Source organism: Thiofilum flexile DSM 14609 (assembly GCF_000380185.1).
In the GTDB taxonomy this organism is placed as follows: Bacteria; Pseudomonadota; Gammaproteobacteria; order Thiotrichales; family Thiotrichaceae; genus Thiofilum; species Thiofilum flexile.
In genome coordinates this window covers 193990-217024 of record NZ_KB904747.1, presented here as the reverse complement: position 1 = coordinate 217024, position 23035 = coordinate 193990, and the positions used below count along the sequence as shown (strand labels likewise).

Below are 23035 nucleotides of genomic sequence, written 5' to 3'. Positions count from 1 at the left end.
TCAGGATCAAGAGATCACACATGAATATTGGTCAAGCCTCTAAACAATCCGGCATATCCGCCAAAATGATTCGCTATTATGAGCAAATTGGTTTATTGGATACGGCTAAACGCTCTTTGGCGGGTTATCGGATTTATACTGAACAAGATATCAAAACCTTGGTCTTTTTAAGACATGCGCGAGATCTAGGCTTTTACTCTGATCAAATGAAAGAGCTACTGTCATTATGGAAAAATACCGGACGGCAAAGTGCAGAGGTTAAGCAATTAACCTTGCAACATATTGATACCTTAAATGAGAAAATTGCTCAACTACAAGATATGGTGAATTGGCTACAAGAATCTGCTGATCATTGTGCAGGAGATAGTCAGGCAGATTGTACTATTCTAAAAAATATCGAGCAGGGTAAATAGAACCGTATGGTAGGAATAAACCCAGTCTATTTTAATAAAAATAGCTGGGCTTATTAAGTGTAGAGCGTTAAGACTTACTCTACTGTTACAGATTTAGCTAGATTACGCGGTTTATCTACATCTGTGCCTTTCAATACCGCCACATGATATGACAATAATTGCAGTGGAATGGTATACACAATCGGAGTCAATAACTCAGGCACATGCGGCATTTCCAGCACATGTAAATTGCTAAAAGGTTGAATATGTGCCTCTTTATCGGCAAACACATATAACTCCCCACCGCGTGAGCGCACTTCTTCTAAATTAGATTTGAGTTTCTCTAATAAAGCGGTATTAGGTGCTACCGTAATAATCGGCATTTCACTATCGACTAAAGCCAGTGGGCCATGTTTTAACTCGCCCGCTGGATAAGCTTCAGCATGAATATAAGAGATTTCCTTGAGTTTTAAAGCGCCTTCTAAGGCAATCGGATACATTTCACCGCGCCCTAAAAATAAAGCATGTTGCTTTTCTAAAAAGCGCTCGGCTAACGTTTCAATCGCATCATTTAGATTCAGTGCTTGCTCAATCAATAAAGGTAACTGACGCAATCCATTACTCAGTTGCTCGACCTTACTAATATCTCCACCCTTGGCTTGAATTAACAAGCCAACTAATAGCTGCAATGCTACTAATTGGGTGGTAAATGCTTTAGTAGAGGCTACACCAATTTCAGGGCCTGCAACCGTCATTAACGACCAATCCGATTCACGGGTCAATGAACTTTCGGGCACATTGCAAATCGTGAGTGAGGCTAAACAACTACCTTCTTGTTTGATTTTCTCTAAAGCCGCTAAAGTATCTGCCGTTTCACCGGATTGTGAAATAGTAATAACTAATTGGTTTTTACGCGGTGGTTGACGACGATAACGGTACTCGCTAGCGACTTCAATCTGGCACGGAATATCGGTTAAAGCCTCAATCCAATAACGCCCGACTAGTCCTGAGTGAAAGCTAGTACCACACGCAATAATCTGAATAGACTCGACTTGAGCTAGGCGCTCCTGCACTTGTTGCCCTTTAATGGTTCCCCAATTAATCCCATTAGCAGCAATGCGTCCCTCTAAAGTAGCTGCAATAGCACTAGGCTGCTCAAAAATTTCTTTGAGCATAAAGTGACGATACTCACCCAAATCCGAGGCAAACGAATTCACATTGGATTGCTTAACGGGACGCTCTATGGGTCGATTATTAACATCAAAGATTTCAATACCATAACGCTTCACCCGTGCTACATCGCCATTTTCTAAATAAATAAAGCGTGAAGTAACGGGTAATAGCGCTTGAATATCGGAGCCTACGAAGTTTTCCCCCAAACCTAAGCCAATCACCAAAGGACTTCCCTGGCGAGCGACAATTAAGGTTTCGGGATCATCATGAGCTATCACAGCAAAACTATAAGCTCCAATGAGTTGCGAGCGTACATTAAGCATCGCTTGCATGAGGTCATCACCATTTTCTAGAGCACGACTCAGTAAATGTGCGACCACTTCGGTATCGGTTTCAGAGGTGAATACATACCCTTGTGTTTTCAGCTCAGCACGTAATTCAGCATGATTTTCCACAATACCATTATGTACCAACCCTACCCGATCATTACTAAAGTGCGGGTGAGCATTATGCTCTGCGGGTACGCCATGCGTGGCCCAACGGGTATGAGCAATACCAATATGTCCCTCAATAGGCTCCTTGTGTAAGCGCTCTTGTAAGCTCGCTACTCGACCTAAGGCACGACTACGGACTAACTGGCCTTGCTCATCAATTACTGCAAGACCCGCTGAGTCATAGCCACGGTATTCTAGCCGCCGTAAACCTTCGAGGAGAATTTCTGTCACCGGACGCTGTGCAACAGCGCCAACAATTCCACACATTACTATTACTCCTTAACTGGACGTTTCCAGTTATCAATCGTTTTTTGTGGGGCACGGGTTAGGGTTAACTTATCAGGTGGAGCATTTTTAGTGATAGTAGAACCAGCGCCAATGGTCGCACCGGCTCCAACGGTCACGGGTGCCACTAATTGTGAACACGATCCAATGAAAGCCCCGTCCTCAATCACCGTTTGGTGTTTATTCACACCGTCATAATTACAAGTAATCGTACCAGCACCGACATTAACATTGGCACCGATAGTTGCATCACCAATATAGCTTAAGTGGCTTACTTTACTGCCAAAACCGATATGGGCTTTTTTGGTTTCAACAAAATTACCCACTTTCGCCTCAGCCTCTAACACTGTTCCGGCTCTGATGCGGGCAAAAGGCCCAATATCACAATCATCCGCAATAATGGCAGACTCAATCACGCTATTAGCCTTGATATGGCAAAAATCACCAATAGTAGAGTCTTTAATCACGCAGTTAGGTTCAATAACAACATTTTTCCCCAGAACAACATCACCTTGCAGCACTACATTCACATCAATATAGGTATCCATTTGTGCGGTGACTTTGCCACGAATATCAAGACGCATCGGGTCAACCACGGTGACACCATTTAGCATTAATTGCTCTACTTGACGTCTTTGGGCTACCCGCTCTAATTGGGCGAGTTGCACACGGTTATTAATGCCCTCCACCTCTTGCGAGTCTTCACAGAGCACCGTGTTCACGAGCCAGCCTTCAGCGACTGCTAAACCCACACAATCGGTTAAATAATACTCACCTTGAGCATTCTGTGGGGTGAGTTGTTTAAGCCAACGCTTCCAATCACTCGCACGTGCCACCATAAAGCCGGTATTGATCTCATTGATCAGGCGCTGCTCTACATTGGCATCTTTTTCCTCAACAATGGCAACCACCTTGCCTGATGTATCACGCAGCAGACGCCCATACCCTTTAGGATTAGCGACTTTGGTCGTTAAAATACACAGGGTAGCCTGCCCTAAACCTTGAGCAAGTTCAGTTAAGGTTTCCGAGCGGATTAAAGGAACATCACCATAAGCAATCAGTACTAGGTCATTATCTTGTGCTAAGCCAATAGCTTGTTGCACGGCATGTCCTGTACCTTTTTGCTCGGCTTGTAATGCCCAGAGTAACTGCTTACCCGTGATCTGTTGTCGTACTTGCTCCGCACCATGGCCGTAAACAATGGCTATGCGGGCGACGGACAGTGGTTCAAACGCATCGATTACATGCTGTAACATAGGCTTGCCTGCAATCGTGTGTAGTACTTTAGGCAGAGCAGAGCGCATACGAGTACCTTGACCCGCTGCTAGAATAATTGGAAATAATGATATCATAAATAATAGTTAATACTGGCTAACGAATAAATGAGCTAAAGATAACGCTACTAAAATCATTCTAACAATAGCTTTTATTAAGTTTAGTAGGGTTAAGATAGAAATAGTTTTGATTTTCCTGTCATTAATGACATTAAGTCACAAAAAACTACCGTTTGTCGGAAAAGTAATTTTCATTTGAACCTTTTCTGAAATAGTTTTTCGTATAAGTTCTGAGTGTGCTAAGTATATAAGTATAAGGGAGGCAATTATGTCTAATTCTCAGTTACTCTATGGCAACACTGCAATGGCTGATCATGCCGAAGCTGTAAAGCAAAACCAAATCATCTGTCCGCATTGTCAAAAAGTAGATGGTTATGTGTCGCGCCTACATCGAAACTGGTGGCAACGTTTCTTTTCCCCTAATCGTAAATATTTTTTGTGTCAGGAGTGTGATAGGACTTTCTGGGCAGAAAGCCAATCCAAACGCTCTTGATCCTCTACTACGGCTGGACTTTAATTTTTATATCATCTAAACAAAAAGCGCCTTAAGAGGCGCTTTTTGTGATTATGGTGTCAGAGACTACTCTGCTTAGCGACGGTTTTTACTAATCCGTTGCAGCATTTCGATTTGCGCTTTAGCGGCTTCGAGTTCGGCTTGTAGCGTTTCGTAGTTCAGATCCTCAGGATCTTTACCTGCTAACGCATCCTCTGCACGTTTTTTAGCCTCAATAGCGGCTTTCTCATCAAGGTCATCTGCCCGAATAGCAGTATCGGCTAATACCGTTACTACATAGGGTTGAACCTCAACAATACCACCTGACACAAATAAAGAAGCTGCATCACCATTTTCAGGTTTATAGCGTAACTCTCCGGGGCGCAGTGGTGAAATGAGCTGAGCGTGACGTGGATAAATACCTAATTCACCCATCACCCCTGGTACACTCACCTCATATACCATACCGGAAAATAGCTTCTTTTCTGCACTTACTACATCAAGACGTATAGTCATTGCCATAAGAATACCTCCTCAGATTAGAGTTTCTTGGCCTTCTCTACAGCCTCTTCAATACTACCGACCATGTAGAACGCTTGCTCAGGTAACGTATCATGTTCACCACTGAGAATCGCTTTAAAGCCTGCAATAGTTTCTTTGAGCGTTACGTATTTACCCGGAGAGCCGGTGAATACTTCAGCAACGTGGAAAGGTTGAGATAAGAAACGTTGCATACGACGCGCACGTCCTACCACTCTCTTGTCCTCATCCGACAACTCGTCCATACCTAAGATGGCGATAATATCTTGCAGCTCTTTATAGCGCTGAAGAACACCTTGTACGCCCCGCGCTACATTGTAATGCTCTTCACCAATAACTAATGGATCAAGCAAACGTGAAGTCGAAGCCAAAGGATCAACCGCAGGGTAAATACCTAACTCAGCAATATTCCGTGACAATACGAGTGTCGCGTCTAAGTGAGCGAAGGTAGTCGCAGGTGACGGGTCAGTCAAGTCGTCCGCAGGTACATAGACCGCTTGGAAGGAGGTAATAGAACCTGTTTTCGTTGACGTAATACGCTCTTGTAGCGCACCCATTTCTTCCGCTAGTGTTGGTTGATAACCTACCGCAGAAGGCATACGACCTAACAGAGCTGATACTTCCGTACCCGCTAAGGTATAACGATAGATATTGTCAATGAACATGAGAACGTCACGACCTTCGTCACGGAAGTACTCAGCCATTGTCAATCCCGTTAACGCTACCCGCAAACGGTTTCCGGGAGGCTCATTCATCTGACCGTAGACCAGTGCTACTTTGTCCAGAACGCCACCTTCTGCCATTTCGTGGTAGAAGTCATTACCCTCACGAGTACGCTCACCAACACCAGCGAACACTGACAGACCAGAGTGAGCTTTTGCGATATTGTTGATCAGTTCCATTAGAGTAACGGTTTTACCTACACCCGCACCCCCGAACAGACCGACTTTACCACCTTTAGAAATCGGCATAATTAAGTCAACGACTTTAATGCCGGTTTCTAAAATCGAAACACCACTGGCTTGCTCTTCGTAGCTAGGAGGAGCACGGTGAATGGGCCACTTTTCAGTAGCTTCAACGTCGCCTTTCATGTCAATGGGATTACCCAAAATATCCATGATACGACCTAAGGTGCCCTTGCCCACAGGTACAGCAATCGGAGAACCTGTGTTGCTAACACCCATACCACGGCGTAAGCCATCGGATGCACCCATGGCAATCGCACGCACTACACCATCGCCTAACTGAGTTTGCACTTCTAAAGTCAAACCCTCTGGATTGGCAACGGTCAGGGCATCGTATACTTTCGGCACAGCATTGCGTGGAAACTCCACATCAACTACCGCACCGATTACTTGAACGATGTGTCCAGTACTCATTGAAACAGTACCTCTTAAAATTTAATTTCCAAACAGCTTTAAACCGCTGCCGCACCGGCGACAATTTCTGAAATTTCTTGCGTGATCGCTGCTTGACGCGCTTTGTTATAGACGAGCTGTAACTCATGAATGAGGTTGCCCGCATTATCCGAAGCACTTTTCATCGCGACCATACGTGAAGCCATCTCAGAGGCCACATTTTCAACTACCGCTTGATAGACTAATGACTCAATATAACGCTGCATCACTAAGTCAATCACCTCTTTAGCATCAGGCTCGTAGAGATAATCCCAGTGATACTTAATATCTTTGTCATCAGCCGCTACCAAAGGAATCAGTTGAGTGACCTGAGGTTTTTGGGTCATGCTGTTGATAAATTCGTTCTCAACCAGATAGAGGCGGTCAATACGACCGGACTCATAAGCATCCAGCATTACCTTGATAGTACCTACCAAGTCGGCTAATTGAGGCGCATCACCCAAGTGGGCTTTTTCTGCAACAATACCGTAGCGGCGAAACGTATTAGCACCCTTACTGCCAAATACAGCAATATCGACTTCAACGTTTTGCTCTTTCCACTTTATGATGCTTTGTAGGGCGGTTTTGAATAGATTCACATTCAAACCACCACACAAACCACGATCGGTAGAAATAATAATGTAGCCTACGCGCTTAACGTCACGCTCTTGGGTAAAAGGATGACGATACTCTAATTGACCGTTAGCAATGTGGCTTATGACCTGCTGCATCTTTTCTGCATAGGGGCGAGTAGCGATCATACGCTCTTGCGCCCGACGCATTTTAGAGGCGGCAACCATCTCCATTGCCTTGGTGATCTTCTTAGTATTTTTGATACTTTTGATCTGGGTCTTAATTTCCTTAGCGCCTGCCATGGGACTTACCTCCCATTACCAGGTGTTTTTGGATTTAAACGTTGTTAACGCCTGACTCATTGCCGCAGCAATTTCGTCATCGTACTTACCACCATTATTAATCTTACCCAATAATTCAGATTGCTCTGAGCGGAGGTAGCTTAATAAGGCCGCTTGGAAATCAACCACTTTGTTTACATCAACATCGTCTAAGAAACCATTATTGGCTGCATATAAAGCAAAACCAATTTCAGCCGTAGACATAGGTGAGTATTGAGGCTGCTTCATTAACTCGGTAACACGTTGACCACGTTGCAATTGTTTACGGGTAGATTCGTCTAGATCCGAAGCAAATTGCGAGAACGCCGCTAATTCACGGTATTGAGCCAAGTCAAGACGTACACCACCACCGAGCTTTTTAATGACCTTAGTTTGGGCTGCACCCCCTACCCGTGATACGGATAGACCGGCATTAATAGCAGGACGAATACCCGCATTAAATAGATCGGTTTCTAAGAAGATCTGACCGTCGGTGATTGAGATCACGTTGGTAGGAACGAAGGCAGATACGTCACCCTCTTGAGTTTCAATAATCGGTAATGCGGTTAGAGAACCTGTTTTACCTACTACTGCACCCTTAGTGAAACGCTCTACATACTCGGCGCTAACACGTGAAGAACGTTCTAGCAAACGTGAGTGTAAATAGAATACGTCCCCAGGATACGCCTCACGTCCAGGAGGACGGCGTAATAGTAGAGATACTTGACGATAAGCCCATGCTTGTTTGGTGAGATCATCATAAACGATCAAAGCATCTTCACCACGATCACGGAAGTACTCACCCATCGCGCAACCGGCGTAGGGAGCTAAGAATTGCATAGAGGCAGGATCAGCCGCATTCGCAGCGACCACAATGGTATACTCCATCGCGCCATGCTCTTCTAACTTACGTACCACACCAGCAACAGAAGACGCTTTTTGACCTACGGCAACGTAGATACATTTAACATCTTTGCCTTTTTGGTTCAGGATAGCATCAATCGCTACCGCTGTTTTACCCGTTTGGCGGTCACCGATAATCAATTCCCGTTGACCACGACCGACTGGCACCATCGCATCCAATGCTTTGATACCCGTTTCTAGTGGCTGATCAACCGATTTACGATCAATAACGCCGGGGGCAATACGCTCAACGGGCGCAAAACCGTCGTTTTCAATCGCACCTTTGCCATCAATAGGAGTACCTAATGCGTTCACAACACGGCCTAGTAAGCCACGTCCGACCGGTACTTCTAAAATACGACCAGTACATTTAACAGTGTCGCCCTCGGTGATACCTTTGTAATCACCTAGAACAACCGCACCGACAGAATCACGCTCAAGGTTGAGCGCTAGACCGAAGGTTCCGTTAGAGAATTCAATCATCTCACCAGACATGACATCGCCAAGGCCGTGGATGCGAACAATACCGTCCATAACGGAAACAACAGTACCCTCTGTACGTGCTTCAGCGCTGGCGTCGAAGCTTGCAATACGCTTCTTGATCAGATCGCTGATTTCAGTTGGGTTTAGTTGCATAATGCTAATTCCTCAGTTATCGGCTCAATGCCGCCTTCATTTCTTTCAGACGACTTTGAATCGAACCATCAATCACCAGATCACCCGCTCTTACCACAGCGCCTGCCATGAGTGAGGGGTCTAATTTAGTGACCAGTTTGACTTCACGTCCCAAACGCTTCTGGAGTGCTACAGCAATGGCGTTTTGCTGAGCTGCTGATAATTCCATAGCAGCAGTAACCTCAGCCTCAATCGCGCCTTCAGCTTGTGCTTTGAATTCCTCATATAAACGAGTAATTTCTGGCACTAGAATAAAGCGATTGTTTTCTCCCAAGACCCGTAGCAAATTTTTGCCATCAGGGTTGACATGTTTACCGAGAGCATCGGTCAAAACATCAACCTTTTGATCTTGTGATAGGCGCGGATTATTCAGCAGCGCCGCTGAATCCTCTGAGCTAATGACTTGTGCCATAGCCTCAAGCTGCTGAGACCAACCTGCTAGGTTGCCAGCACCTTGTGCCATTTCAAACACAGCTTTGGCGTAAGGACGAGCAGCGGTTGTCAATTCAGACATGGTTCACCACCTAAATTTGTGCAGCTAAATCATCCAGTGCTTTTGCGTGCGTAGCTGCGTCGATTTCTTTGCCAAGAATCTTTTCAGCTCCAGCGACCGCTAATTGCGCTACTTGAGCACGTAAACCTTCACGCGCCCGTGAAACTTCTTGCTCAAGGTCTGATTGCGCTGCAAGCTTCACACGACCGGCTTCGTCTAAAGCGGCGTTTTTAGCTTCATCTACAATCTCACCTGCACGGCGTTGTGCCTGAGCAATAATTTCAGCCGCCTCAACTTTGGCTTTCTTCAGTTCATCTAGAGCTTTTTGGCGAGCCAATTCTTCTTCGTGCTTGCCCTTTTCTGCAGCAGCTAGACCATCAGCAATACGCTGTTTGCGGTCATTGAGCACTTTAAGCATCGGTTCCCAGAGTACACCTTTGACGAACCAAATCAGGATCGAGAAAACGATCATCTGACCGATCAGCGTTAGTGTTACATTCATGTTAACCTCCGAGTGTTAGTGTGTTAGTAACAACGTTTAACAATCGTGAGTATTAACCAGCACCTAGGGCTGCTTTTGCTGCACCAACGAATGGGTTAGCAAAGATGAACCACATAGAAATACCAAGAACGATCATCGGGAAGGCTTCCATCAAACCGCCGGTGAATAACATTTGACCTGTTAATTGCGCACGCATTTCGGGTTGACGCGCAATACCTTCTAAGAATTTAGAGCAAATTAAACCCCAACCTAATGCAGAACCTAAACCCGCAGCCGCTAAAATAATACCCACACCGACCGCAGTGTAGGAATAGATCATTGCAATACTTTGTGCATCCATTGTGGAGTCTCCAGAGAAATTAAAAGTTAAAAAGTAAAAATTAAATCAAAATCCAGTTTTAATGGTGTTCGTTGTTTTGGCTAGCTAATCCTAAGTAAACCACGGTTAAAAGCATGAAAATGAATGCTTGTAAGGTGATAACAAGGATATGGAAAATCGCCCACAATGAACCTAAAACAATTTGTGCAGGCATTGCCCAAACGGAGAATGCTAACAGTGCAATCAATAGGAACAACAACTCACCCGCAAACATATTCCCAAATAGCCGCAGACCAAGACTGACCGGTTTAGCCACTTCTTCAATCAGCGTCATAAGGAAATTAATCGGGGCAAGAATAATCTTTACGATTATATTTTTGGCAGAGAAAGGATGAAAGAAAAATGAGCTTAACCAGCCTACTAATCCCTTACTTCTAATGTTGTAGTAAATAATCAGTGCAAATACGGTAAGCGCTAATGCAAATGTAGTATCTAGATTAGTTGTAGGGACTACTTTTAGGTATACATGATGCGGATCAGCACCAAATAATCCCAAAATCCCACCCCATAAGGAAGGTAATAAATCGACGGGCAGCATATCCATCGCATTCATTAAGAATACCCAAACGAAAATGGTTAATGCTAAAGGCCCAACGAGACGATCTGCATTAGGGAAAATGTCTTGGATTTGTTGATTAACAAACTCAACCACCGTTTCAACGACATTTTGTATGCCTGAAGGTGCATCTGCATTAAGACTTTTACCGACTTTCCATGCCACATAGGCAAATAAACCTGCGAGTAATACGCTGAACAGGAACACATCAACATGAAACACGCTAAAATCAACAATGTTGACCTGTTTGCCGTGCTCAACGCCAATACTCCAGTTAGTCAGATGGTGCTGTATATACTCAACAGGATTAGAAATTGCTGGCGCATTCGCTTCGCTCACAATTCACCCCGTAAATAAAGTTAATAAAAATTGTACGCTTCATGTTGACTCGACTTGCTTACGAGCACTTAAGGCCGCGATGTAATAACCGAGTTGGGCAACAATAAACATGCCTAACAACGGTTGAGGTGCTAGCTTTAAAAAACCTAAGCCAATAGATAAAGCTACCAGCACCAATAAAAATCGACCGACGGCACTAACATAAAGTAATATGACTGTGGTGTGGGGATCGGATGATGCTACTTCACTCTTTTTATTCATCCGTAGAGAAAGCAATGCCGAATTGGCTAATGCTACAGCTCCTCCATATAACGTCGCAGTGATACTTGCCTCACCTAACGTAACCCAAACAATAACAATACCCAAGAGCACTAGTACTACTTGGATAGAAAATAATCTATTCATGAACCCACCGCGCTACATGGGGATGTGCCTTCCAAAACTGACCTTGGAGTATAGAGACAGTCGAATATACGGTCAACCACAAACCATAGAGCTAAGTGAATATTCTCTGTAAGGGTGATGATCCTAATAGGGAACGCCAAAATGCAAAAAGGCTCAAAAGTAGCAACCTTTGAGCCTTACAAATACCCCACTATAAGCTAGGGTAAGAAATCAACTAACGTCCGCGTACAAAGCGACGTACTTCTGCTAAATGACGGCGGCTGACCTCTAGCTGGTCAGTAATGCGATCCAATGTCACTTGAGTACGCCCTAAATCTGATTTAGTTAGCCCAGTAATGCAGCTTTTAGCCACGAGCGCATTACGATGGATACGAATAAAGCGGTCTGCTAGATCGGTTTCCAATGATTTAAGCGATTCTTCAATAATCACGACACCCTTATTATGACGTACCGTTACATATTTTTGATCCGCTTGGAAATACACAACATCCTCAATAGGAATTAACTCTAAATTACCCCGCATACGCGCACAAATGTGACGACGATTAGATTTAACCCCCTCACGTTGCTCTAACATTTCTAAACGTTGTACACGATTCAGCGAACGGGCTTGTTCCAGACTTTGTAATAATTGTTCTTGTCTTATTGGTTTCATGAGATAACCTGTTGCTTTTGTTGAAAATGCTTCTAAAGCATATTCACCATACGCTGTGGTAAATATGACGGCAGGCGGATTCTCCAACGTAGACAGGTAACGAGCCGCTTCAAGCCCGTCCATGCCGGGCATCGAAATGTCCATTAACACAATCTCCGGTTGAAGTCTCTCGACCAAGGAAATAGCCTCTGCCCCGTTTTCGGCTTCAGCACAAACTTCATAATCCGAGGTTTTACTCAATAGCCCCAAAATTCTTTCGCGGGCATATTCTTCATCATCGACAACTAAAACTTTGATAGCCATTGATACTCTCTCTTCTTTACTCTTTTGGTATGGAGAAACTGACACAATATTGCTGATCTGTTTTTAATATTTGCAGATTAGCACGTTCTCCATAGGCTAGTTTCAAACGATTTTTCATATTTTCTTGGGCAATATGATTACCCTTTTGATGGGGGTTAGCATCGGCAGGCGGTAAGGGGTTGGTTACCGAAACTTTTAAATGATCACCCGCATCATATAACCCAATACTTAAGGTTCCGCCGTCTTTTCGAGGTTGTATTCCATGATAAATAGCGTTTTCAACAACAGGCTGTAAAATTAAAGGTAAAATATTCATATTAAAGGGTAGCGTGTTTTTATCCATATCCCACAAAACCGTTAATCTGCGCTTACCTAAGCGTAGGCTTTCCATTCTTAAATAGCGTAGTGTTAAATCCACCTCTTCTTGTAGGGTAATGCGGGTACGTTTATCTAATGTAGTGCGCATAATATCTGCAAGATCAAGAATCGCTTCTTCGGCTCGATTGGGGTCTTTATGTACTAAATGAGCAACCGTATTTAAGCTATTGAATAAAAAATGGGGACGCATCCGTGATTGTAGTGCATCATATTTAGCCGAGGTATCTGCCTCTACCGTGTCCTGCCAACGTCTATGAATAAAGAAATAACGCAGCAAAACGGCACTAGCTACCACACTAATTAAAATATTTTTAAATAAAAATAAACCATCAAAACTAAAACCTTCTTCTCCGGGAGCTTTAATTACTGCCATACCAATGAATGAGGCAATAATAGTTAAAACAATACTAACTCCCATTACTATAGCGGTTGTTTTTTTACTAGATACGTCACCCATAGTGCGGCTCAGTAAACAGATTACAAAAACACCTATTAGTACTACCCAAACGGTAAATAAGGTGTGCGAACCTAATAACCAAGGTAATTGTTTTAATTCGGAGGCTACGGATATAGCCAATACTGCACCTAATATCAAAGCAGCTATCACTACACGCAAGAGTGCCTGGGGTGAACAGATATTAGGCAAATAGCCTAAAGTATTAGTACGGGATTGTGACATTATTTTAGCTCATTACCTATCAAACCCAAAAATTTAGAGTGTTTGAATGATAGTTTAGTTCAGTTAAGTGTTATTGTTTTTTTTTATGGTGTGAACTACACAACCGAGCTGCTTAATTATTTATTATTTTAATTACTGCTCAATTATTAAAGCATTTAATTGATTCTTACACGATGCCATTATATAACGCAACTTTTTTAGTATTTCTGGCATAGTTTGTTTAAAATACTCCCAATTTAATAGATAGAGGGTTAACCGTTGAGTACTTCACAATCTCATGAGAGCAAAAATCAATCTTGGGGTGGTCGCTTTACCGAATCCACCGACGCTTTCGTGGAGCAATTTACTGCCTCCATTACCTTTGATCAGCGCCTGTACAAACATGATATTGCTGGTTCACGCGCCCACGCCCGCATGTTGGGTAAAGTGGGTCTTCTAAACTCAACCGATGTAGAAGCTATTCTAAACGGTCTTAACCAAATCGAAGCTGAGATTGAAGCCGGCAGCTTTGATTGGAAAGTGTCGTTAGAAGATATACATATGAACGTTGAGGCACGCTTAACCGACCGGATCGGCCTTGCGGGCAAGCGTTTGCACACCGGACGCTCGCGTAATGATCAGGTTGCAACCGATATTCGCCTATGGCTACGCGATCAAATTGATCATATTGGCTATGCCATTCGCCGCCTACAAACCGGACTAATCCAAGTAGCGGAACAGGAAGCCGATACTATTCTTCCGGGCTTTACCCACCTACAAGTCGCCCAACCAATTACCTTCGGTCATCACATGCTGGCATGGTTTGAGATGCTGCAGCGGGATTATGAGCGTCTCATGGATTGCCGCAAACGGGTGAACATTATGCCCTTAGGTGCTGCTGCCCTCGCTGGAACGACCTACCCAATTGATCGCGACTACACCGCTGAGCTATTAGGCTTTGAGCGTCCTACGCGTAACTCTCTCGATGCCGTGAGTGATCGAGATTTTGCTATTGAATTTACCAGCTTTGCCTCGCTATTGCTGATGCACTTATCACGCTTTTCTGAAGAGTTGATTCTGTGGACTTCGGCACAATTTGATTTTATTCGTCTGCCTGATCGTTTTTGTACCGGCTCCTCCATTATGCCGCAGAAAAAAAATCCCGATGTACCCGAATTAGTACGGGGCAAAAGTGGACGGGTATTTGGGCATTTAATGGCATTACTAACCCTGATGAAAGGTCAACCGCTGGCCTATAACAAAGATAATCAAGAGGATAAAGAACCGCTATTTGATACCGTTGATACCGTATTGGGCTGTTTACGTGCCTTTGGCGATATGATGCCGCATGTGCAAACTAAACCAGAAAAAATGCGTAAAGCGGCGATGCAAGGCTTTTCAACCGCCACCGATTTAGCTGATTACTTAGTACGTAAAGGCTTGCCCTTCCGCGATGCGCATGAAGTGGTGGGTAAAGCTGTGGGGCTTGGCGTACAAACGGGACGTGATTTGAGTGAAATGAGCTTAGCAGAACTCCAAAGTTTCTCAGATGTCATTACTGATGATGTATTTACCGTGTTAACGCTCGAAGGCTCAGTAGCAGCACGTAATCATTTAGGCGGAACTGCACCCGAACAAGTCCGTAAACAGGTAGCTATTGCTAAAGCATTGATTGCTGAATAAATTAAATGTAATCCTTAAGCAAAGGTAATCGGGTCTTGTTGGAGCAGTCTTAGCGGCAGGGATGCCGCCTTGTAGCGTACAAGGACATATTTACAGCGACTGCAAAAGCAAGATCCGATTATGTTTGCTCTATATCATTCACGACTTAAATACCGTCAAAGCAGCATGCTGTAATAACATAATGGTTTTACCATCTTGAATTTCACCCGTCCTAATCATCTGCATAGCCTGTTGAAAGGGTAATTCTAATACTTCAATATCCTCCCCTTCGCTTTCAATACCGCCACCTGTTGTTAACTTATCATGGGGCTGGTATTCGGCAATATAAAAATAGAGCTTTTCAGTGACTGACCCCGGACTCATATAGGCCTCAAATACTTTTTGAATAGTGCCTACCTGATACCCCGTTTCCTCCTCGGCCTCCATACGAATACGCTCTTCAGGACTCGCTTGATCTAATAAACCTGCCGCAGTTTCAATTAATAAACCATCAACTAATCCATTGACATAAGTAGGAAATCTAAATTGCCGTGTCAAAATGACTGTTTGCTGGCTAAGGTTATATAATAAAATAGTCGCCCCATTTCCACGATCATAAACTTCACGAATTTGCTTTTGCCATTCGCCATTATTACGTAAATAATCAAAGGTCGCTTTGCGTAATATATACCAATTATCTGAGAGCACTTCGATACTGTGGACTTTAATACGATTATTCATTCATAGTTACTCTTAAATAGAAAAGGAGACAGATCACTAAATGCCATAAAACACTTAGTGATCTAATACTATTTTCAATAAAGGGGATTATAAAAACCGACTCAATAATACTTTATCGGTATTCAAATGGGGCACAGGAATACGCACTTGATGACCACTGCCTGGAGCGACTTCAATCGGTTCATTACGTTTATTGCGCATGGCCTCCAATTTAATCTCTTGATTTTTGCCACTTGGTACAATTAATTCTAAACGATCACCAATACCAAAACGGTTTTTTACCTCAACATCCATCCAACCGCTCTCGGCATCATACGCAATCATTTCACCCACAAATTGCTGCTGATGGCTTTGTGAAGAGCCATGAATATAATTTTGATATTCGTGGGTATGGTGGCGTTCATAGAAGCCATCGGTATAACCACGATTTGCCAAATTCTCTAGAATACCCAATAACTTAGGATCAAAAGGACGACCTGCTGCGGCATCATCAATCGCTTGACGATAAGCCTGTGCCGTGCGTGCGGCGTAGTAATGTGACTTAGTGCGTCCTTCGATTTTGAGGCTATCGACACCAATCTCACATAAACGCTGCACATGCTCTACCGCACGTAAGTCCTTGGAATTCATGATATAAGTGCCGTGCTCATCCTCCATCACAGGTAATAATTCCCCCGGACGATTGCTCTCTTCCAAGAAATATACGCGATCTGCCAAAGGATGACGCTGTTGATTACCACAATCAGCCGTACTAGCGACTTGATTAAATGCATCCATGGATAAAATAGCTTCGGTAGGTACATAAGTACCATCCGGTGTTTCGGTTGCAGCCGAGGTTTTATAATCCCAACGACACGAATTAGTGCAAGTACCTTGATTCGGATCACGATGATTAAAATAGCCGGATAATAAACAACGGCCTGAATAAGCAATACATAATGCCCCGTGGACAAATACTTCTAATTCCATATCAGGGCATTCTTGGCGAATTTCGGCAACCTCATCGAGTGATAATTCACGCGATAAAATAATACGTTTCACACCCATTTTTTGCCAAAACTTCACACTGGCATAATTGACAGTATTCATTTGTACCGATAAATGAATCACTAAATCGGGCCATGTTTCGCGTGCCATCATAATTAATCCGGGGTCTGCCATAATAAAGGCATCCGGTTTCATTTGCACCACGGGTTCGAGATCACGAATAAAGGTTTTCACTTTACTATTATGTGGCATGGTATTCGCCGCGACGAAAAACTGCTTGCCAAGGGCATGTGCTTCATTAATACCTTGAGCGAGTACATCGTTTTGGAAATCATTATTGCGTACTCGCAGGCTATAGCGGGGCTGTCCGGCATAGACCGCATCCGCGCCATAGGCAAAGGCATAACGCATCATTTTAAGGCTACCCGCAGGGGCGAGTAATTCTGGCTTTTTCATGGTGGCTCCTGCTCCCGATTGCAGATCGAGAGGTGTTAAAAATCGTGAGGGTGGATTGTACTAGGGATGGTAAGATGTGCCTAGATAATTATAGTTTCAAGCTTGTATATATTGAATTTAAAATTAAACTTCTTTAAAGAGGAATTGTATGAATATTTCAAATACTCTAGACAACTTAGGTTTTTTATCATCAGGTGTTGGTGCAACATATTTCTTGTTTATTTATTCTTTTATTGTTGAAACAAGTATTTTTCTAGACCTAAGCAAGACATATCTAGCTCATACAGTACAAATAAGATCATGTTGGCTAAAAAATAAAAAAAACAAAGAAAAAAATGATAAGGTAGAAAAACTTAATGATAGTGAGAGTTACGATAAAAGTGATTGGTCAATTGGAAAACGCTTTGCCTTTTGGTCTATGAATTATGGAGTAGTTTTATGTTTTTTACTTGTTTTTATAGGATTCCTACTTCAACTAATAGCTAAAACACTCAAATAATACAACTTCACTCAAAATCATCTAATAACAGAGATAGTGATAATCTTAACCTATGACTCTCAAAAAATAGATAAGAGATTTGAAAATGCCTAGCAATTTTCATATATATTCGTACTAAGCCCCCTAAAGCAGTATGCTTGAGCAAAACGCTTAGGAGCAAATGATGGCAATCAGTGTACTGGATATTTTTAAAATTGGGGTGGGGCCTTCTAGCTCTCATACGGTAGGCCCTATGCGAGCGGCTTTATGGTTTGCTCAAGGCTTAGAACGCGAGGGATTACTGTCCCAAACTACACGCATTAAAGCTGAACTCTATGGTTCTTTAGGTGCCACGGGTAAAGGGCATGGCTCAGACAAAGCGGTCTTAATGGGCTTAGAGGGGGATGATCCAGCCACGATTAACACCAAAACCCTCACCCAACGAGTAGCCACTATTCAAAGCACTCAAACGCTTAAACTCCTCCAACAGCACACGATTACCTTTAATCCAGAGACCGACCTGATTTTATTTAGGCGTCAAGCCCTACCCTATCACGCCAATGGGATGATTTTTTACGCTTATGCAGGTGACACCCTACTCAAAACGCAGACCTACTACTCGGTAGGCGGTGGTTTTGTAGTCAATCCCGATGCACAAGGTACAGAGCGGCTTGTGGAGGATAATACCGTGTTGCCCTACCCGTTTAAAACCGGACGGGAACTGCTCAAACTGTGCCACGACACGGGCTTATGTATTAGCTCGCTCATGCTGGAAAATGAAAAAAGTTGGCGGGATGAAGCCACGTTGAGAGCGGAGTTATTGGCTATTTGGGCGGTGATGCAAGATTGTGTCCACACGGGTTGTCATACCGAAGGCATTCTCCCCGGCGGTTTAAAGGTTAAACGTCGCGCTCCTTTGCTTTATCGCCAGCTCCAACTCGATACGAATCTACATCAGGCTCCCTTAGGCACCATGGATTGGGTCAATTTATTTGCCCTTGCTGTTAATGAAGAAAATGCGGCGGGTGGACGGGTTGTAACAGCCCCCACCAATGGAGCCGCTGGTGTCATTCCTGCGGTATTGCATTACTACACCAAGTTTATTCAAGGGGCGAATGAGGAAGGCGTGATTCGCTTCCTACTCACAGCGGGTGCCATCGCTATTTTATATAAAGAAAATGCCTCTATTTCGGGTGCGGAGGTAGGTTGTCAGGGTGAGGTCGGTTCTGCCTGCTCGATGGCAGCCGGTGCTTTAACCGAAATATTAGGCGGTACACCGGCACAAGTCGAAAATGCCGCAGAAATCGGTATGGAGCATAATCTCGGTCTAACCTGTGACCCGATTGGTGGCTTGGTGCAAGTCCCCTGTATTGAGCGCAATGCGATGGGTGCGGTCAAAGCGATTAATGCCGCACGTATGGCCTTACGCGGTGATGGTAGCCATTTCGTATCCCTAGATAAGGTGATCAAAACCATGCGTGATACCGGCGCAGATATGAAAACCAAATATAAAGAAACCGCGCGGGGTGGTTTAGCGGTTAATGTGATTGAGTGTTAACAGCTAGCCAAGGTGCTTGTTTAAAACGCTCCACTAAATAATCTAATAGCGCTCGAATAGCGGGCGCTAGATGACGTCTTGAAGTATACAGAGCTTGGATTTGCATAGGCTCAGGTGACCAATCGGGTAATACCACTTGTAAGGTGCCTTCTTTTAAAGCCTCATGGACTAAATAAAGCGGTTGTAAAGCTATACCTGCTCCGGCTAGCGTTGCCTGTAATAAGATAGTGGCCTCATTCGCTGCTAAGGGTGTCACTATATTAATGGCCTCAGTTTGCCCCTGCTTAGTCAAATACCAGATACTCCGCCCAAAATTCATATAGCCTAAACACTTATGTTGCTTAAGATCATGAGGGGTTTGAGGCACTCCATACTGTGCTAGATAGGCAGGGGCAGCCACTAACACCGAGTCGCATATTCCTAAGGGCCGAGCGATTAAACCTAAATCAGGCTCACTACTAATCCGAATCGCTAAATCAATCCGCTGCTCAACTAACTTTTCTGCCGTATCACTTGCGACCAGATCAATGCTTAAGGCCGGATGTAGCGCTAAAAACTCATGTAAGACAACCACCACATACGCATAGGCTAATGACATGCTACAGGTGATACGTAGTTGCCCGCGCAGAGTCCCTTGCGAGGGCATCACGGCTTGCGTCAAATCTTGACTAATATCCACTAACTGCGAGCAATAATGTAAGGCTTGCTCGCCCGCATGCGTCAAGGTAACCGAGCGTGTAGTACGTTGTAATAAGGCCGCCCCTAACCACTGCTCTAGCTCAGCCACATAACGTGTCACCATAGTACGCGACATATCCAAATGCTGTGCCGCTTCGGTAAAACTCCCCGTTTGTGCTACCTCAATAAAGACCTGCATAGCTATTAAACGATCCATAAGATTTGCTCGAATTATAAAACAATGATGCACATTTTACTGTATATATTTGCTCAGATAAAGCAACTATAGTATCTCCCATGCTGATTCACAGCACCGAATACGACCTACAGTTATGGAGTTTTTAATCATGTTACGACAACTTATTCTAGCCACGACGATTGCCCTGGTATCAAGCACTACCCAAGCCGCAGATCCCTTACAAGTGAAGGTTTATAATGCTGATAGCAATAGTTTCAATGTCACCTCAGTCTTAGTCACGGGCGAGACAGAAGCACTGGTGATTGATAGCGGTTTTACCCGTGCGGATGCTTACCGTATTGCAGCTAATGTTTTAGATAGCGGCAAAACTTTAAAAACGATTTTAATTAGTAATGCTGATCCTGATTTCTACTTTGGGGCGGAAACCTTAAAAACGATTTTCCCTGATGCCCAAGTCGTCGCAGCACCGAGTGTTAATGAACACATCAAAGCTAAATTAGCGGCTAAAGTGGCCTTCTGGGGTCCCAAAATGGGAATCAATGCGCCTAAAAATCCCATTGTTCCTGCTGATCTTAAACAATTGACGCTTAAAGTGGATGGGCAAGATATAGAAGTGCGTGGAACAACGGGCACTATTGCTCATCGTCCCTATGTCTGGATTCCCTCTATTAGCACCGTTGCGGGGGCTTTAAATGTCTACGGTAATATTCATCTATGGATGGCAGATGCTAAAACGGCTCCCGAGCGCCAAGCATGGCAAGAGCAACTGACTGAAATTGCAGCGTTAAAACCTAAAGTGGTCATTCCTGCTCATATGACAGCTAATACCCCTTTAGACCTCTCTACGGTTGAATATAGTAGCGAATATCTAAAACGTTTTGAGGAAGAGGCCGCAAAAGCCCCTGATAGTGCTGCTCTGATTGCTGCGATGAGCAAAGCCTATCCTGATAAAGGTGAGGTAGGCTCGTTAGAATTAGGCGCTAAAGTGGTTAAGGGTGAAATGGAGTGGTAAGCCCCTGTTGGGTTGATTAAGTTTATGTCTGGGGTATGAGTTATGCTCATACCCCTCTTTGTTTGGGCAGATCGTGCAAGCGTTGTTTAATTTAGCCTATAATGGCTCCTTCACTAGAGTGAGATAGCAGGATATGTCAAGCAAAGAAATAGGTGTCAAACAACGCGGCGCTGATAAAGTTTCGCGGATCCCCATTAAAGTCGAGCCTACCACCGAATTTAAACGTAAACCCTCTTGGATCAGGGCGCTGGCACCTGTGACTCCAGAAGTTAAGCACCTCAAGCAAATTTTACGCGAGCAAAAGCTGCATACCGTCTGTGAAGAAGCGGCCTGCCCGAATTTAGGCGAATGCTTCACCAAGGGAACAGCGACCTTTATGATTATGGGCGATATTTGTACTCGTCGCTGCCCCTTCTGCGATGTAGCCCATGGCCGCCCTCAGCCCCTTGATGAAAATGAGCCAAAGAATATGGCTGAAACCATTAAAGCGATGGGGTTACGCTATGTGGTTATTACCTCGGTGGATCGAGATGATTTACGCGATGGCGGGGCTGAGCACTTTGTAAAATGCATTGAACAAACCCGCGCCTTATCACCGAATATCCAGATCGAAATCCTCACCCCTGACTTTAGAGGACGGATGGATATAGCCTTAGAGATTATGAAAAAAGCGCCACCGGATGTGTTTAATCATAATTTGGAAACCGTACCGCGTTTATACAAAAAGGCACGTCCGGGTTCAGATTACCAATACTCCCTGACCCTGATTAAGGAATTCAAAGCCTTATTCCCCCATGTGCCGACCAAATCCGGTTTAATGCTAGGTTTGGGTGAGGAAATGGATGAAGTATTGGCTGTGATGCAAGATTTACGCGCTCATCATTGTGATATGTTGACGCTAGGACAATACCTACAACCTAGCCGTGATCATTTACCCGTAGACCGCTTTGTGCATCCAGATGAATTTGCTGAGCTGGCTCGCTTAGGGATGGAAATGGGCTTTTCACATGTCGCTAGTGGCCCTATGGTGCGCTCGTCCTATCATGCCGATCAACAAGCGGCTCACGTTATTAGCTAATGTCAGTATTCTGGGTTCGTACTATTGAGTTTTTGCTACTGCCACCGGGCAATTTATTGCTGATTGCCTTGGTGGCTTTACTATTTTGGTTACTGAAACGCACGCGTGCCGCTCGTATTCTAATGGTATTAGGCTTGATTCAAATCATATTATTAGCGACTCCTGCCACCTCTGCTTGGTTATTGCGTGACCTACAAGACCAGTACCCTGTTCAGGCTGAACTATGGAAAAGCACTCCTCTGCCCGATGCTATTGTCGTGTTAGGCGCGGGACGTAATGAGCGAGCGCCGGAATATGGTGGCGAAACTAGTAGTACTACCGGCCTAGAGCGCTTACGTTATGCCGCGCTACTACACCGCGAAACTCAATTACCTATTTTAATTAGTGGTGGCTCTCCACAGCCGGGTAAGCTTAGCGAAGCCGAACTAATGCGTTCTATTTTAGAAAACGAATTTAAAACCCCAGTCCATTGGGTGGAGACACAAAGTCATACTACTTTGCAAAATGCTGAGTTCACGGATCAAATTTTGGCACAAGCAGGCATTAAATCGGCTTGGTTAGTCACACAAGACTGGCATATGCCCCGTTCGCTTCAGGCCTTTGCAAATCGGCAAGTACAATATATTCCCGCCTCCTGCTCGTTTGGGGGAAGTATTCCTTGGCATTATGGTTGGACGCGCTGGATACCACAGGCCAGTGCATTAGAACGTAGCACTCATGCCTTACATGAGTATGTGGGGTTGGCATGGTATGCACTGAAGCGTAAGGAATCAAATTAAGCGCCTTGATCCGTATATTTCACACAATTCACGCATGAAAAAAATTCAAGTTCGTTTTAAACTGTACCCGAACCGAAAACAATACTTCTCACCCACCTGTTTAAGTCAGGTATTGACTACCTATTTAACATAGTACTGACTTAAACCTTAATTTGTAGCG

General features: G+C 44.1%; 24 protein-coding genes. 8 read left to right on the top strand and 16 right to left on the bottom strand.

Features of this window, described 5'->3' with window-relative positions:
- Window positions 1-20: 20 nt before the first annotated feature.
- Window positions 21-413: a Cu(I)-responsive transcriptional regulator gene (cueR, locus tag A3IK_RS0102290; RefSeq protein ID WP_020558346.1), complete on the top strand. Its 393-nt coding sequence runs from the start codon at window positions 21-23 to the stop codon at window positions 411-413.
- 74 nt (window positions 414-487) lie between these two features.
- On the opposite strand, the gene glmS is transcribed toward cueR, so the two are convergent.
- Both glmS and glmU read right to left on the bottom strand, forming a co-directional pair.
- Window positions 488-2326 (bottom strand): glutamine--fructose-6-phosphate transaminase (isomerizing), encoded by a 1839-nt coding sequence (gene glmS / locus A3IK_RS0102285; protein ID WP_020558345.1) that lies wholly within the window; start codon window positions 2324-2326, stop codon window positions 488-490.
- 5 nt (window positions 2327-2331) lie between these two features.
- The gene (gene glmU / locus A3IK_RS0102280; RefSeq protein WP_020558344.1) at window positions 2332-3696 is read right to left on the bottom strand and encodes a bifunctional UDP-N-acetylglucosamine diphosphorylase/glucosamine-1-phosphate N-acetyltransferase GlmU; all 1365 of its coding nucleotides are present in this window, start codon (window positions 3694-3696) and stop codon (window positions 2332-2334) included.
- 250 nt (window positions 3697-3946) lie between these two features.
- On the opposite strand from glmU, the gene A3IK_RS21245 reads away from it, so the two are divergent.
- On the top strand, window positions 3947-4171 hold the full coding sequence (locus A3IK_RS21245; protein ID WP_162596605.1) for a hypothetical protein: 225 nt from the start codon (window positions 3947-3949) through the stop codon (window positions 4169-4171).
- A 96-nt stretch (window positions 4172-4267) separates the two neighbouring features.
- Here A3IK_RS21245 and A3IK_RS0102275 read toward each other — a convergent pair whose 3' ends face one another.
- The 11 genes from A3IK_RS0102275 to A3IK_RS0102225 form a co-directional block, all read right to left on the bottom strand.
- On the bottom strand, window positions 4268-4693 hold the full coding sequence (locus A3IK_RS0102275) for a F0F1 ATP synthase subunit epsilon (protein WP_020558343.1): 426 nt from the start codon (window positions 4691-4693) through the stop codon (window positions 4268-4270).
- A gap of 17 nt (window positions 4694-4710) precedes the next feature.
- On the bottom strand, window positions 4711-6090 hold the full coding sequence (atpD, locus tag A3IK_RS0102270; RefSeq protein ID WP_020558342.1) for a F0F1 ATP synthase subunit beta: 1380 nt from the start codon (window positions 6088-6090) through the stop codon (window positions 4711-4713).
- A gap of 38 nt (window positions 6091-6128) precedes the next feature.
- A complete protein-coding gene (atpG, locus tag A3IK_RS0102265) occupies window positions 6129-6983 on the bottom strand; it encodes a F0F1 ATP synthase subunit gamma (protein ID WP_020558341.1) in 855 nt (284 codons plus the stop codon).
- 15 nt (window positions 6984-6998) lie between these two features.
- Window positions 6999-8540: a F0F1 ATP synthase subunit alpha gene (atpA, locus tag A3IK_RS0102260; RefSeq protein ID WP_020558340.1), complete on the bottom strand. Its 1542-nt coding sequence runs from the start codon at window positions 8538-8540 to the stop codon at window positions 6999-7001.
- Window positions 8541-8556: 16 nt separating this feature from the next.
- On the bottom strand, window positions 8557-9093 hold the full coding sequence (locus A3IK_RS0102255) for a F0F1 ATP synthase subunit delta (protein ID WP_020558339.1): 537 nt from the start codon (window positions 9091-9093) through the stop codon (window positions 8557-8559).
- A 10-nt stretch (window positions 9094-9103) separates the two neighbouring features.
- A complete protein-coding gene (locus tag A3IK_RS0102250) occupies window positions 9104-9574 on the bottom strand; it encodes a F0F1 ATP synthase subunit B (RefSeq protein ID WP_020558338.1) in 471 nt (156 codons plus the stop codon).
- Window positions 9575-9626: 52 nt separating this feature from the next.
- On the bottom strand, window positions 9627-9914 hold the full coding sequence (atpE, locus tag A3IK_RS0102245) for a F0F1 ATP synthase subunit C (RefSeq protein ID WP_020558337.1): 288 nt from the start codon (window positions 9912-9914) through the stop codon (window positions 9627-9629).
- A 58-nt stretch (window positions 9915-9972) separates the two neighbouring features.
- A complete protein-coding gene (atpB, locus tag A3IK_RS0102240; protein WP_020558336.1) occupies window positions 9973-10848 on the bottom strand; it encodes a F0F1 ATP synthase subunit A in 876 nt (291 codons plus the stop codon).
- Between the two features lie 39 nt (window positions 10849-10887).
- Window positions 10888-11253 carry an ATP synthase subunit I gene (locus tag A3IK_RS0102235; RefSeq protein WP_020558335.1) on the bottom strand — a complete coding sequence of 122 codons (366 nt, stop codon included), beginning with the start codon at window positions 11251-11253 and terminating at the stop codon, window positions 10888-10890.
- A 214-nt stretch (window positions 11254-11467) separates the two neighbouring features.
- The gene (locus A3IK_RS0102230) at window positions 11468-12211 is read right to left on the bottom strand and encodes a LytR/AlgR family response regulator transcription factor (RefSeq protein WP_020558334.1); all 744 of its coding nucleotides are present in this window, start codon (window positions 12209-12211) and stop codon (window positions 11468-11470) included.
- Window positions 12212-12227: 16 nt separating this feature from the next.
- Window positions 12228-13268: a sensor histidine kinase gene (locus A3IK_RS0102225; protein WP_020558333.1), complete on the bottom strand. Its 1041-nt coding sequence runs from the start codon at window positions 13266-13268 to the stop codon at window positions 12228-12230.
- Between the two features lie 258 nt (window positions 13269-13526).
- On the opposite strand from A3IK_RS0102225, the gene argH reads away from it, so the two are divergent.
- Complete coding sequence (gene argH, locus A3IK_RS0102220; protein WP_020558332.1) at window positions 13527-14930, top strand: argininosuccinate lyase; 1404 nt, start codon at window positions 13527-13529, stop codon at window positions 14928-14930.
- Window positions 14931-15068: 138 nt separating this feature from the next.
- Here the strand turns inward: argH and nudK are convergent, their stop codons facing one another.
- Window positions 15069-15650 carry a GDP-mannose pyrophosphatase NudK gene (nudK, locus tag A3IK_RS0102215; RefSeq protein ID WP_020558331.1) on the bottom strand — a complete coding sequence of 194 codons (582 nt, stop codon included), beginning with the start codon at window positions 15648-15650 and terminating at the stop codon, window positions 15069-15071.
- A gap of 87 nt (window positions 15651-15737) precedes the next feature.
- Window positions 15738-17093, bottom strand: a complete 1356-nt coding sequence (gene trhP / locus A3IK_RS0102210) for a prephenate-dependent tRNA uridine(34) hydroxylase TrhP (protein ID WP_020558330.1) — start codon at window positions 17091-17093, stop codon at window positions 15738-15740.
- A 148-nt stretch (window positions 17094-17241) separates the two neighbouring features.
- Between trhP and A3IK_RS0102205 the strand changes: the two genes are divergently transcribed.
- Together A3IK_RS0102205 and A3IK_RS0102200 are read left to right on the top strand one after the other, a co-directional pair.
- A complete protein-coding gene (locus A3IK_RS0102205; protein ID WP_020558329.1) occupies window positions 17242-17592 on the top strand; it encodes a hypothetical protein in 351 nt (116 codons plus the stop codon).
- 163 nt (window positions 17593-17755) lie between these two features.
- Window positions 17756-19129, top strand: coding sequence for an L-serine ammonia-lyase (locus A3IK_RS0102200; protein WP_020558328.1), 1374 nt, complete (start codon window positions 17756-17758; stop codon window positions 19127-19129).
- Here the strand turns inward: A3IK_RS0102200 and A3IK_RS0102195 are convergent.
- Window positions 19110-20024 carry a LysR family transcriptional regulator gene (locus A3IK_RS0102195; RefSeq protein ID WP_020558327.1) on the bottom strand — a complete coding sequence of 305 codons (915 nt, stop codon included), beginning with the start codon at window positions 20022-20024 and terminating at the stop codon, window positions 19110-19112. The two genes, A3IK_RS0102200 and A3IK_RS0102195, sit on opposite strands and share 20 nt — an antisense overlap.
- A 130-nt stretch (window positions 20025-20154) precedes the next feature.
- Here A3IK_RS0102195 and A3IK_RS0102190 point away from each other — a divergent pair, with 130 nt between their 5' ends.
- From A3IK_RS0102190 to A3IK_RS0102180, 3 genes are all read left to right on the top strand, one after another.
- Complete coding sequence (locus A3IK_RS0102190; protein ID WP_020558326.1) at window positions 20155-21018, top strand: MBL fold metallo-hydrolase; 864 nt, start codon at window positions 20155-20157, stop codon at window positions 21016-21018.
- 133 nt (window positions 21019-21151) lie between these two features.
- The gene (gene lipA / locus A3IK_RS0102185; protein WP_020558325.1) at window positions 21152-22096 is read left to right on the top strand and encodes a lipoyl synthase; all 945 of its coding nucleotides are present in this window, start codon (window positions 21152-21154) and stop codon (window positions 22094-22096) included.
- Window positions 22096-22875, top strand: a complete 780-nt coding sequence (locus A3IK_RS0102180) for a YdcF family protein (RefSeq protein ID WP_020558324.1) — start codon at window positions 22096-22098, stop codon at window positions 22873-22875. Before lipA ends, A3IK_RS0102180 begins: the two co-directional genes overlap by 1 nt.
- Window positions 22876-23035 lie beyond the last annotated feature (160 nt).